Source organism: Mesorhizobium sp. INR15, assembly GCF_015500075.1.
Taxonomy (GTDB): domain Bacteria; phylum Pseudomonadota; class Alphaproteobacteria; order Rhizobiales; family Rhizobiaceae; genus Mesorhizobium.
The window spans coordinates 772,661-786,410 of sequence record NZ_CP045496.1 but is presented as its reverse complement, the minus strand read 5'-3'; the positions used below and the strand labels follow the sequence as shown (position 1 = coordinate 786,410).

Here is a 13,750-nt window from a genome sequence, read left to right as displayed (position 1 = left end):
GAAGCAGCTCAGCGCGGCTTCGGCGGCCACTTCATCTCGCACGTCAAACCTCGCTGTTGAAGCCATGTTGTGCGTTAGCTATCCGCCGCAAAGTAGCAACCTGCCGCTATGACCAGTAGTGACACTTTTTTACCTTAAAGTAGAAATGTCGAATCGAGTGTGTATATGTGGATGGCCCGCAAAAATTCATTTCGATACCGATTGGTTCATTTATCAAAGCAGATTCCATCCATCTCACACTTGGCCCGGTCCAATTTCGGTGCGGAGAATACAGTGGTCCGAACGCAGCCAAGTGCCGAGCGCAGTAGAAGGCCCTTGCAATGACTGGTTCGCGCGCGAAGGGCAAAGCGACCATTCCGCCAGGAGAAGGCGAGCGCCGCGCTATGCGGGGGTACGTCCCGCAATACGAGCTCGCCGCCCGCTTGATCTACAAGGCCCTTGCAGCAGGCACGTTGCGCTGGGTTGGCCTTGCCGATCCCAAGGCCGGCGTCTTCGATGATCTCCTGCTTGGTTATGAGGACTCCGTAGTCGGCTATCAAGTCAAAAGCGCCAAGAGCCCCGACACCTTCCGACTGCGAACGCTATTTTTCGGGGCTGAGGAACTGTGGCCCTCGATAGTCTCGTCCTGGAAGAAACTACGTGCCGAGCACTCGGCTTCGCGTGTGGAGCTCCGTTTTGCCACCGACCACTTTCTCGACACAACAGATAATCTCAACGGCACTGGACAAGAACGCGTCTCGTCCGCCGCTTTTCAGCGAGCGAATGAACGCTATCGCGATATTTGGACCCTCAAGCAATGGCGAGCATCACCCTTTGCGCCATTCTTGACAGAGCTTTACGAGGCGAGCGGTCTTAGCGAGGGAGAATTTTCACAGCTCTGGCGCGGCCTCGCGCTGATCACAGGTGGAAGCGCGCGTCTCCTCGGTCTAGATCCAGCCACTACTCAGGACACAAGTCGCCAGAAGGCCTTATTTGCGCTTCTGCCAAGATTGATCGCTGAGGCTGGCTCGAAACGTCGCTGGAAAACCTCCGAATTGTTCCGCGAGCTTGGCTGGCGCGACCCATTTGGCTTGCGCCACGAGCATGTCTTCCCGGTTGATGCTCTCGCACAATCGAATCCCAAGACTGAGGCTGATATCTATAACGCTCTGCAGGCTGCAGGGCGTGGCTATGTAAGCCTGATCGGATCGCCCGGCAGCGGAAAGTCGACCCTGCTTCAAGCCAGCATGGTGCCAGTGCCGAATACCTTATTCGTCAGGTATCTCGCGTTCGTGCCTAACGAGGGGCATGGGCTGGGTCGCGCTGAAGCAACCGACTTTCTCCAAGACATCATTTCGCAACTGAAGCGCCAGGGCTTAGGACATTCTCTCGTTACGGGTGAGCAATTGCCTGAGTTGCGGGCGCAGTTCGAAACGACTCTGCGCGAGGCCGGCGACCGCTTCAAGAACTCGGACATCCAAACTGTCGTCATCGTTGACGGTCTCGATCACATCCCACGCGAAGAACTACCCGAACACTCCTTGTTGAGCGTCCTGCCTTTGCCACACGCCGTCCCCGACGGCGTGCTCTTTCTTCTTGGTACACAAAAATTGGACCTAAAGGGCATCCCGCCGAGCGTTCGGGACCAGGCCGATGCTGTCGGAAGGCGAATTGAGATCGCCCCGTTGTCGCGTGAAGCGGTACACCGTATCGCCCACGCGAGCCGTCTATCGCCAGATGTCGATTACGACATCCTTTGGGAGCGCTCCGAAGGCCACCCGCTGTCCGTACGTTATCTGATTGAGGCTCTTCTGCCCGTTCCAAACAAGGATGACCGTAGAAACTGGTTGTTTGACGGACCGACCTTCGGCGGAAATGCGGAATTGTTTTATGATCGCGCCTGGCGTGAGATCGAAGTTGAACCAAACGCGCAACGAGCCATGTCATATTTGGCTCTTATTGAGGGCTCACTTGATCCGACGCAGCTTGATCTACTTGTTGGCCGCGCGGCGACCGACCTGACAGCACGCGCTGCCCTTCATCTGCTGCGAAAGGACAAGGCAGGGCGTTGGTCGCTGTTTCACAACAGCTTCCGACTTTATCTCTTGGAGAAAACCAACCTCCGCTTCGGGCAGAAAGACGAAGCCGAGCTCAAGCGCCGCTATCGCGACCTTGCTCAAATGGCAACCAATGCGAGCGTAGATGATGCACAGCGCTGGATGGAGCTTCGCTACCTAGCACGTGCCGAAGTCGACGTCGCGGTTTTGGCCCTGGCCGCGCCGGGGTGGTTCCGTCAGCAATTTGTTGAAGGCAGGAACCCCGGTGAGATTCAGGCGGACATTCGCTTCGCTCTTTCCGCGGCTCAGCGACTTCATGACGTTGGTGCGGTCTTCACGCTCATCCTTTGCCGCCACGAAATCGAGATGCGGGCTGACACTATTACTGTGGGAGGACTAATCGACGCTTACATCGCAACCGGCGATCTCGATAAGGCAATGTCACTTCTGGAATCCGACTATTTCAGCATTCCGATTGATGCTCCTTACAAGGTGATCGATGCGCTCCTGGAGGCGAACCGGCCTGAGGACGCCCGAAAGCTTTTTGAAGATTCGGAACCCATCGAAAAGCTTCTGGGCACCGAGGGCATCTCGCTGGCGCGCGGTGATGATGACCTCTTCGATTGGGCAAGCCGGATACTTATTTTCCGGGAACCACGCCATCTTCTTGGCGCTTTGGCGCGCATTCAAATGTCGGAAAATAGTTTCCGGCGCGGCGACGCAGGGGCCCTTGCAGAGTTCAAGCAAGAAATGCTCCTGCTGGCCGCCTGTTCCAAGATAGACGCAGCGCCGGATATGGATCTCCAGGCCCTTTGCGATTCCCTTGAAATACAGGCCATTAAACTTCCGGTGTTGCAACTTCGGTCGGCCGAAACGGCTCATGCTTGGGACGACCTCCGCCTTATTCGAAAGCGCCTGATAGAAGCGTCTTCCGCAACCGAAGGCTTAAGCAACGCCATCTGCAGCCGGGCGGCGCGCCTGGCATTGGCTGTAAATGAGATCGAGCTTGGGCGTCTTTTTTTCAGTCAGATGGTACCACCGACGCTGTTGAACCATCGTATCGATTCCGTTGACGGAATCGTCGAAGCTACCATAGATGTATTCAACTATGCGGCCATCGAAGCGCGGCTCGGTCCAGGTATTGGCTTGCGGCGATACCCAGATTCGCCGCTACTGGCCCCATACCAAAGGAAGCTCGAAGCTGCGGGAGGCCTTTTAGGAAAGGGCAGAGCAGGACATATCAAACCGCCGGAGATCGTCTGGCGCTCCCTGCAAGAGCTTCTGCTTGTTGTTGGGCACGGGGACGGCCAACGCGATCATTTCGATCACGAAAGATGGGAACTCGACAAAACTCTAGCCATCATTCCCGAGCTTGTTCTCCGCGTGGCTGCTGCACATGGGGCTGAAGCCCTTAAACACACGATAGTCAATATCGACTCCCTGCTCGACAATAACCCTGGCCGGCTTCGGTTTCCCAAATTCCGTCGCGCCTTCGCCGTGGCCGCATACAATCTGGAACCGAACACCCAGCGAGCGTCGGACCGCCTACCTACTTTACCCTCGATCGAAGATCATTCATCGCCCCACGACTACGCGTCGGAGATGTGCGAGCATGCTGTCGCGCAAGCGCGCATTGGCGACGTAACGAATGCGCGCTTCACAATAGCGCAAATGCACGACAACTCGCTTGGCATCGCGCGGCCGCCCAAGAAGGACGCTCAGTACGAGATGTGGAGGGGCATCTTCGAGAAAGCGAATCGTGCCGACCCCGAATGTTGCGAAGCGCGCGTGCGTTTCTACACCCGACTTCTCGACGGCATGTCGAAAACCGAGGGCAGAGGCGCAGCCGGCAGGATGGCGGCACCTATCATGCAGGAGGCGGCGGCCGCCTCGCCACAGTTGGCGAGTGCTGTTTTCCACGCGCTTGACGAGGCCAACGTATCAAATTGGTCGACCTTGGTAACTGCAGTGCTTCGAGGCATTTTGAAAAAGCGCTGCGACTTGGCGCCGCTTGTCGCAGTGATCTTCAACCATTTAGTTCTCCCAGTGCTCAAGGAGTTTGATCGAGACATCTACGTCGAGATTTTTGACGCTGCCCCGCGTCTTGCTCGGCAGGACACACTCGATGCCTCTGTCACGCGGATTGAAGTGGATGCCAGCGCTCCACTACGCGTTCCCTTCTTGGAGCAGATGTCGGAGCTTGCGCAAAGCCATGGCCTGATCTTCCGACCTGAAATTCTCGATCGTTGGCGCCCTTTGCCACACGATGTGAAAGAGGCAGAGAACGACTCGACTATCCGCAATGCGTTCAAACATGTTGCGACCGTGGAGGATTTCAAACGCGTCTTAGGGCAAGAGGCCAAGATCGATGGTTACTACGCGGGGCAAGCGCTGGAGACAGTTTTTGAGGGCGGTGCGTCTTATGCTGGCATCAAGGGAATTCTCTCTTATCCGGAAATCAGAAAGAGTGACCGGGCGCTACTGGTAGCAGCGCGCTCGGCGGCAAGGGCTGGCGAGACCGACGATGCTCGCGGCTATGCCGTTGCGCTACAAGCGCTTGCCGAGAAGGACGGGTCCTGGGGGTCTTGGCAGAGCGGTACCAAGCTCCGTTTTTACAAGCTGATGGTGGAATTGGAAGGCGACCCAGCCCGCGAGCGTGCTTTCGATGCCTTCACGTACGATCTAAGCCGGGGCCGGGAATGGTCAAATTCACTAATTCCTGACCTTGCCGATGTCTTTGAAGTTGTTGCTTCCGATGCCAACTGGCCAAGCTTTTGGGACATCCTTGCCGATCACCAGAAGGAATTCCGAGACTATCGTATCGGCTTGGAACTTGTGAATCAGCCGGATGCGTCGGTCAGCGAAGAGGATTTGATCGCCTTCATCCTGACTGCTGCCATCGACCTTATGACAAATGACTTTTCGCGGCAGGTTCGTTACGCAGCAATCGATCTTTGCGCTCTAGCGAACGGTGGGACCATCGTCGTTTCCCTGATAAATCGCCTCTGGAATAAGGGTGGCGACCTGGCACTCGAAGGAGTTCGTATCGCCTGGGAGACACGGAGAGCACCAGCAATAGAAGCACTGATCCGGGCCGATCTGCATGCTTGGATCGAAAGCGATGATTTGGCCGTCATGCGCTACGGAATTGCCTGTGCGGCGGAGCTGGAAATCGATGTCGCGCCTTCCGCGCGTTCCTTGCCGGCCTTTTACAGCCTTGAAATCCCCGAGACGGAAGCGGCACATTCATTCGAGCCACCAGCGGGCTTTTCCTCGACAGCACCGGGTCTATGGACGGAGGATCCATATAGTTGGACTTGGCCGCTTGAGATGGCGCTCAAGTCACTCAGCAAAGCGACCGATTTTTCAATACCTCTCCTTCGGCTCAGGGCCGCTGACAAGATGCGTCGCGATGGAGGCCGCTCTCTTTTTGGACCCGAGCCAGTTGACGCACAACATAGTCAACTCACTCGGCTTGAGCTACGGCTTATGTACCGTCGCCTGCCGATTGTTGCTGCGTTCAGGGCCGCGCGAGAGGTCGGAGCTGAGCTTGTCCGCGCCGGTTCTTTTCGGATGAAGGAACTGGCCGCCTTTCTCGACAGGTGCGGCGGACCAAATCTCAATTTTCCGTCGCGGCCGCCTGTCTCCAGACCCGCGACGATCCCAACGCCGAATCTTTCAAAAACGATTTGGCCAAAAGACCTTGCGGAATGGGTAGGTGACAGCCCGGCTCAACCATTGTGGCCCGAGTTTTCAGATGGGATCGTCATCGCCGCCGTTGGTGCTTTTACGATGTCCTCACTCAGACGTACGCTTACCGAGGAACACCTGTTTGTTCGAACGGACGAAACCTTTAGTGAAACTGAGTTTGAGGACACGATTTCGGAATTGCCACGAGGTATCGTGTCAGGACCATTTGTAATTCCATTGTACGGCGAGCCGTCGAAGTTGGGCATCGCTGTTATTGTGCCTGATCGCGCTGGCACATTCTCTGATGGCTCCATAGCTCTCTGCCCATGGATTGCTCAACAGGTAGGCCTGCGGGTCGAGACGAAAAACCCATTTAGCTATTTAGACGAGCTTGGCGCTGTGGCTGTGAGGACGCTTTGGTGGCGCGACGGCGGGCTCTATCAAAGGGATATTGATGGATCCGGCAGAGGTGAGGGGCACCTGGTCATCGCCAGCCGATCGGCTTGGACTGCTATTCAACCACTCATTTCCGAGACAGCTCATGTTTTGCGCTGGCGTCATGCTACCGAGGAGGACCGAGCCGAGAGCACGCAGGCAAAGCGACTGCATTGGAAGCTGCGTTAGAGAGGTCAATCCCTCACCGAATAACACCCCCGCTCAACCCCCAGCCGCCTCACCAACCCCAGCACCGCATCCACCGCCGGCGTTGGCGTCCCCGTCAGTCGCCCAAGCTCCTGCACCGCGCCCACCAGCGCATCGATCTCCATCGGTCTCCCACGTTCCAGGTCTTGCAGCATCGAGGTTTTGTGTTCGCCGACATCGCCGGCGCCCTTGATGCGGCGGTCGACGTCTATGGGGAAGCGTATGCCGAGGCTTTCGCCGATCGCTTGCGCTTCCAGCATCATCGTGCGGGCAAGTGTGCGGGTGGCTTCGTCGGCGACGATCGCGGCCAGCGTGCTGCCGGTCAGCACCGAGATCGGGTTGAACGAGAGGTTGCCCCAGAGTTTTATCCAGATCTCCGCACGGATGTCGTCGCGCACCGGCGCCTGCAGCCCGGCCTTGACCATCTCCTGCGCCAGTTCGGTGACGCGGGCGCTGCGTTCGCCGGAGGGCTCGCCAAGCGAGAAGCGCCTGCCCTCGACATGGTGGATCAGGCCGGGCGCGTCGACCTCGACGGCGGGGTAGACCACCGAGCCGATGACGCGCTGTGGGCCGAGCCGGTCCCAGATCGTGCCACCGGGGTCCACCGCTTGGAGCCTTGTGCCTTCAAGCGCGCCGCCGTTCTTGAAAAAATACCACCAGGGCACGCCGTTCTGCATGGTGACAACAGCTGTGTCCGGCCCGAGCAGCGGCGCGATCTGGTCGAGCGCCGGCGCCACCGAATGCGCCTTCAGCGCCAGCACGACAAAGTCCTGCGCGCCAAGTTCCTCGGCCTTGGCTGCGGCGCGCACGGGCGCGACGGTTTCCTGCCCGTGCTCGACCAGGCGCAGGCCGGCCGTCTGGATCGCTTCCAGGTGGGCGCCGCGCGCGACGATCGAGAGCTCGGTGCGGCCGGCCAGCGCCAGTTTGGCGGCGAGGTAGCCGCCGATGGCGCCTGCGCCGAAAATGGTGATCTTCATGGGAGTAGGCCTTTGATTTCAGGCATGTCGTTATCTCGCAACCAAGGAACTTCCAAGCGACATGCATTAGAGCAATTCCAGGAAAAGTGCATTGCGGTTTTCCGTCCGGAGTTGCGTAAAAACAGATACTTAGAGCGGATCAGCGAAGCTGAACCGGTCTAAAGTCCGAGCTTGGCGGCGAGCCCGATGCGCTGCAGCTTGCCGGTCGCGCCCTTGGGGATCTCGTCCAGGATCAGCACCTTGCGCGGCACCTTGAAGTCGGCGAGCCGCGTCGCGGCATAAGTGCGGATGTCGCTCTCGCTGGCAGCCATGCCTTCGCGCAGCACCACGGCCGCCGCTACCTCCTCGCCGAGCTTGTCATGCGGCATGGCGAAGGTCACCACCTGCGCCACCGCCGGATGGTCCATCAGCACGTCGTCGACCTCGAGCGGCGAGATCTTTTCGCCGCCTCGGTTGATGATCTCCTTCAGCCGCCCGGTGACCCTGAGATAGCCATCCGCGTCGAGCACGCCCTGGTCTCCGGTGTGGAACCAGCCATGCGCGAAGGCCGTCACGTTGGCGTCCGGGTTCTTCTCGTAGCCCGATGTGACATTGGGCCCGCGAATGACGATCTCGCCGGTCTCGCCGGCGTCGAGCAATTTTCCCTCCGGCGCCATCACCGCCACTTCGGGCCCGGCCGATGCGCCGACGCTGCCCGGCTTGCGCTGGCCGGGCGGCAGCCGGTTCGAGGCCATCTGATGCGCGGCCTCGGTCATCCCGTAGGATTCGATGACCGGGCAGCCGAAGGTTTTTTCCAGTTCGGCCATCACTTGCGCCGGTAGCGAGGCCGAGGATGAGCGGATGAAGCGCAGCGCGGCCGCTGCCAGCACCTCTTCATTGCGCGCCGCGCGCGGCAGGATCGCCTGGTGCATGGTGGGCACCGCCGTGTACCAGCTCGGCTTGGCGTCGCCCAGCCACTGGAAGAAGCGAAGCGCGTTGAAGCCCGGCGTGCAGTAGATACTGCCGCCCGATGCCAGCGACGACAGCACCGCCGCGATCAGCCCGTGGATGTGGAACAGCGGCATGATGTTGAGGCAGCGGTCATGGGCGCCGAGGCCAAGCGTGGCGCCGATATGGCCGGCGGATGCCGCGACATTGGCGTGGCTGAGCGGCACCAGCTTGGGCCGCGACGTGGTGCCGGATGTGTGCAGCAAAAGCGCGATGTCGCTGTCCTCAGCCATCTCAGGCGCCGCCCGAGGGCCGACGGGCTTGCCTTCGATGGTGAAGGTTCCAGCCGGCGCGCCAGCCGGCACGATGAGGCGCAGCACACCGATGCCGAGCCGCTCGGCCACTACAACCGCCGGGCCGGCCTCGTCGGCGCCGACGAGGATTGCCTTGGCGCCGATGTCGGTGAGGTAAAAGTCAAGCTCGTCTGCCCGGTAGGCAGGGTTGAGCGGCGCGGTCGAGGCCGTGGCCACCACCGCGACAAAGGCCGTCGCCATCTCCGGCCCGTTCGGCAGCACGATCGCCACCCGGTCGTTGCGGCCAATGCCGAGCGCGTGCAGCTGGTTGGCGGTGGCGGTGATGAGTTCGCGCAGGCCGCCGTGGGTCAGTGTGGGTCGATCGGGCGCCAGGATGGCGGGAGCGTCGTCAGCACCGGCGACGAGGCGGCGGGAGAGGTCTGGATGGTTTTCTGCGTTGGTCATGATCGCCGTCCGGGTTCAAACTACTTGCTTGTGAAAGTTCAGGTGACGTTGGCGCCGCCCCTCACCTGCCTGCCGGCATCCTCTCCCCGTATAGTGACGGGGAGAGGGACGCTGCGATAGGTGGCTTCGCCAATCGCCAGCGTTGCAGAACAGGCGCGCCGACATCGCGGTCAGCCCCTTTCTCCCCGTCACTATACGGGGAGAAATGCCCGGCAGGGCAATGAGGGGCGGCGCTGACACCTGGCGAAGCAATCTCTCGACGATTCCGCCCTGCCACTCCCGCACCGCCTCAATACCCCAGTGCCATCCCATCCTTGCGCGGGTCGGACGCGCCGGTCAGCGTGCCCTTGTCCCAGTCGATCAGCACCACCTGGCCGCCGCCCAGCGGGTGGTGCGGCTCGGTGATGGCGTGGCCGCGCCGGCGCAGGCCGGCGAGCGCCTCGGTGGGCACGTTGCGCTCGGCTTCCACCATGCCGTCATTGTAGAACACCCGGGGGGCGTCCAGCGCCTGCTGCGGGTCCATGCCGAAATCGATCATGTTGGTCAAAAGATGGACATGGCCGAACGGCTGGTAGCCGCCACCCATGACGCCAAACGGCATCACCACGCGGCCGTTGTTCGTTGCCATGCCGGGCATAATCGTGTGCATCGGCCGCTTGCCGGGCGCGATCGCGTTTGGGTGGCTGGCGTCGAGGCGGAAGCTTGAGCCACGGTTCTGAAGCACCACGCCGGTCTTCGGTCCGACGACGCCGCTGCCGAAGGAATAGTAGGTCGAGTTGATGAAGGAGACCGCGTTGCGGTCGCGGTCGACGATCGAGATATAGACCGTGTCGCTGCCCGGCAGGTCGACGCGCGGCAGATGCGTCATGGCACGCTCGCGGTCGATCTCGGTGCGCAGCCGGTCGGCATAGGCGCTGGACAGGAGCTCTCTCACCGGCACCGGCACATGATCCTGGTCGCCGACATAGGTGTCGCGGTCGCGGTAGGCCAGCCGCCCGGCCTCGATCTCCAGATGCAGGCGCTCGGCGCCGTTGGGGTCGAGCCCGCCGAGCTTGAAGCCCGACAGCACGTTCAGCATCAACAGGGCCGTCAGCCCCTGGTTGTTCGGCGGCATCTGGTGGATCTCGTGGCCGCCATAGCTGACGCTGACCGGCGCCACGTAGTCGCCTTTGGTCGCGGCGAAATCCTCCAGCGTGTGCAGCCCGCCCAAGTCCCTGAGCCGGCGCACGATGTCGTCGGCCACCGCACCTTCGTAGAATCCGGCGCGGCCATGTTTGGCGATGATCCGCAAGGTGGCGGCGAGTTGCGGCTGCTTGTGCACATCGCCGGCTTTCGGCGGCTTGCCGCCGGGCAGGAAGATGCGCGAAGCGTGTTCGTCGGCGGAAAGGTCCGTCTCCGGCTCGGCCCAGTCGAAGGCGACACGGTCATGCACGACATAGCCGTTCTCGGCATAGTGGATGGCCGGCGCCAGCACCTCGGCGATGCTCTTGCTGCCATGGTCCTCCAGCAGCCGGCACCAGGCGTCGATGGCGCCCGGCACGGTCACCGCGTGCGGGCCCTGTTTCGGCAGTTCACCAATACCCTTCTCCAGGTACCAGTCGACGGTCGCGGCGGCAGGCGCGCGGCCCGAGCCGTTGAAGGCCAGCACCTCGCCCCGTCCGCCCGGGCTGTAGAGCACGAAGCAATCACCGCCGATGCCGGTCGATTGCGGCTCGACCACGCCTTGCACGGCAGCCGCGCAGACCGCCGCATCCATGGCATTGCCGCCGGCGCGCAGCATCTCGATGGCCGCCAGCGTCGAAAGCGGGTGCGAGGTCGCGGCCATGGCCTCGGTGGCACGAACCGGCGAGCGGCCGGGAAACTGGAAATCACGCATTGTTGTCTCGATATCCCATGTCACTTGAAGCGAATTGGCCAGCTGAAATCAAGCACGGCGGCCGAAGGTCTGCGCGATGACCAGAAGCGCGACCGACAGCACGATCAGGCAGGTCGAGATCGCGGCGATGGTCGGGTCGATCTGGTCACGCAGCGCGTTGAACATGCGCCGCGTCAGGGTTGTCGTCTCGCCGCCCGATATGAACAGCGACACCACCACCTCGTCGAAGGAGGTGATGAAGGCAAACAGCGCGCCCGAGACGATCGAAAAGCGGATCTGCGGCATGGTTACTTGCCGGAAGGCGGCGATGCGCCCGGCGCCGAGGCTGCGCGCCACGCGCTCCTGGTTCATGTCATAGGAGCGCAGGCCCGAAAGCACCGTCAGCACCACCAGCGGCAGGGCCTGCACCGTGTGCGCGATGACCAGCCCTGTCAGCGTGTTGTTGAGGCCGATGCGGGCATAGAGGAAGAAGGTGCCGATGCCGATCAGGATCACCGGGATGATCAGCGATGCCGTCAGCAGCCCGTTGATGGTGCCGTTGAAACGCAGCGTGCCCCGGTTGATGGCATAGGCGGCGGCGGTGCCGAGCGGCGTCGCCACCAGCACCGTCATCACAGCCACCTTGACCGAGACAATGGTGGCGTCGCGCCATTCCACCGACTGGAAATAGCTCTGGTACCAGCGCAGCGACCATTGCTGTGGCGGAAACTGCAGCAGCGTCGAATCCGAAAACGACATGATGACGATGATGACCGACGGCGCGATCAGGAACAACAGCACGAGGCCGCCCAGCGCATAGAGCCACAGGCGTTGCCAGTGCGAGATTGGCAGGCTTCCGTTCATCGCGAACTCCACACGCCGGTGGCGCGCGCGCCGAGCAGCCATTGGAACAGGCCGAGCAGCGCCAGCGTCACCACCAGCAGCACGACGCCGAGTGCAGCGCCCGCACCCCAGTTGGAATAGAGGCTGGTCGTCTGTTCCATGCGCATCGCCCACATGATCACCTTGCCGCCGCCCATTAGCGCAGGTGTGACGAAGAAGCCGAGGCACAGCACGAAGACGATGACCACGCCGGAGGCAAGGCCGGGCAGCGAGAGCGGAAAGAAGATCTGCCGGAAGGTGGCGGCCGGCCCCGCGCCAAGGTTCATGCCGGCGCGCAGGCAATCCGTGTCGATGGTCTTCATCGAGGCGTAGAGCGGCAGCACCAGGAACGGCAGCAGGATATGCGTCATGCCGATGACGACGCCGGAAAAATTGTTCGCCAGCGACAGCGGCTGGCTGATGACGCCGAGGTCGATCAGCCAGCTGTTGATCAGGCCCTTGCGCTGCAGGATCACCAGCCACGCATAGGTGCGCACCAGCACCGATGTCCAGAACGGCAGGACAACGAAGATCAGGCAGATCGACGCCGCCCGGCGCGGCAGCTGCGACAGCATGTAGGCGAGGGGATAGCCCAGAAGCACGCAAGCGCCGGTGACGACGAAGGCCACCTTGAACGTGGTGATGAAGGTCTTGACGTAGGAAGCCTGCTCGAAGAAGCGGGCGTAGTTCGACGTGCTCAGCGCGCCGGCCTCATCGAACAGCGACAGCCAGAACAGCCAGCCGATCGGTATGATGATGATGGCGCAGACCAGGAACAGGCTCGGCGCCAGCAGCGCAAGCAACCGCCAGGACTCGCGCCGCGCATCGGCACGCAGTGCCGGCGCGTTCAAGCCGGGTCTGCCGGCGGCATCGGCGAAGACGGGAAACATGGTCATGAATCCGCCGCCACCAGGATCGTGTCCTGCGCATCGAGGCCAAGCGTGATCGGTTGCCCCACCGCCGGCATCCTGGCCAGCACATCGCTGCGGCAATAATCGCGCAAGGTCAGCTGGCGGCCATCGCGCAGCGAGGCGTAGCAGACGAAACTGTCGCCCTGGTAGATGATGTCGCCGACCGTGGCGCTCAGCACATTAACGCCATTGGCCGGTTCTAAGCTGGACAGCAGCCGCAGCTTTTCCGGCCGCACCACCATCAAATGCTGGCCCGAAGCTGGCGCCGGTGTCGCGGTATGGACGCGCCTGTCCTCGTACCAGACCGAACCGTTGCGGCATTCCACCGGGATGAAATTCGATTCGCCTATGAAGCCGGCTACGAATTTTGTCCTCGGCGTCGCGTAAAGCGTTTCGGGACGGTCGAGCTGCTCGATGCAGCCGGCGTTCATCACCGCGATGCGGTCCGACATGGTAATGGCTTCGCGCTGATCATGCGTGACATAGACCGTCGTCATGCCGAGCCGCCGGTGCAGGCCGCGCAGCTCGATCTGCATGTGCTCGCGCAGACCTTTGTCCAGCGCCGACAGCGGCTCGTCCATCAACAGGATGCGCGGTTCGAAGACGATGGCGCGGGCCAGCGCCACGCGCTGGCGCTGGCCGCCGGAAAGCTGGTCGACCCGCCGCTCGCCGAGACCCTGCAGCTTCACCAGCTCCAGCGCCTTCTCGACACGATCTTTCGTCTCGATGGCAGGCACGCGGCGCTGTTTCAGCGGGAAGGCGATATTGTGAAAGACATTCATATGCGGGAACAGCGCATAGTTCTGGAACACCATGCCGATGTTGCGCCGGTGCGGCGGTGTGGTGATGATCTCCTCGTCGCCGACCTTGATGGAGCCGGCATTGGCCCGAACGAAACCGGCCAGGATCATCAGCAGGGTGGTCTTTCCCGACCCCGAGGGACCAAGCAACGTCAGGAACTCGCCGGCGGCGACATCGAGGTTCAGGTCGCGCAGCACCGAGACGCTGCCAAATCGTTTCTCGATCGCGCGCATGCCGATCGGCAGCGCGGATGGCGCAATGGACAAGATTG

The 13,750-nt window shown here is 61.5% G+C and carries 7 protein-coding genes; 1 reads left to right on the top strand and 6 read right to left on the bottom strand.

The window, feature by feature from the left end:
• The first annotated feature begins 320 nt into the window (after positions 1-320).
• Positions 321-6,350: an ATP-binding protein gene (locus GA829_RS03665; protein WP_195177208.1), complete on the top strand. Its 6,030-nt coding sequence runs from the start codon at positions 321-323 to the stop codon at positions 6,348-6,350.
• Positions 6,351-6,355: 5 nt separating this feature from the next.
• Here GA829_RS03665 and GA829_RS03660 read toward each other — a convergent pair whose 3' ends face one another.
• From GA829_RS03660 to GA829_RS03635, 6 genes are all read right to left on the bottom strand, one after another.
• Positions 6,356-7,345, bottom strand: coding sequence for a 2-dehydropantoate 2-reductase (locus tag GA829_RS03660; protein ID WP_195177207.1), 990 nt, complete (start codon positions 7,343-7,345; stop codon positions 6,356-6,358).
• A gap of 158 nt (positions 7,346-7,503) precedes the next feature.
• Positions 7,504-9,030, bottom strand: coding sequence for an acyl--CoA ligase (locus tag GA829_RS03655; protein WP_195177206.1), 1,527 nt, complete (start codon positions 9,028-9,030; stop codon positions 7,504-7,506).
• Positions 9,031-9,319: 289 nt separating this feature from the next.
• Entirely contained in the window at positions 9,320-10,906 is a 1,587-nt protein-coding gene (ggt, locus tag GA829_RS03650; RefSeq protein WP_195177205.1) for a gamma-glutamyltransferase, read from the bottom strand.
• A gap of 48 nt (positions 10,907-10,954) precedes the next feature.
• On the bottom strand, positions 10,955-11,749 hold the full coding sequence (locus GA829_RS03645; protein WP_195177204.1) for an ABC transporter permease: 795 nt from the start codon (positions 11,747-11,749) through the stop codon (positions 10,955-10,957).
• A complete protein-coding gene (locus GA829_RS03640) occupies positions 11,746-12,663 on the bottom strand; it encodes an ABC transporter permease (RefSeq protein WP_195177203.1) in 918 nt (305 codons plus the stop codon). Before GA829_RS03640 ends, GA829_RS03645 begins: the two co-directional genes overlap by 4 nt.
• Positions 12,660-13,745, bottom strand: a complete 1,086-nt coding sequence (locus tag GA829_RS03635) for an ABC transporter ATP-binding protein (protein ID WP_195177202.1) — start codon at positions 13,743-13,745, stop codon at positions 12,660-12,662. The genes GA829_RS03640 and GA829_RS03635 overlap by 4 nt, the downstream gene beginning before the upstream one ends.
• Between the last annotated feature and the right edge of the window lie 5 nt (positions 13,746-13,750).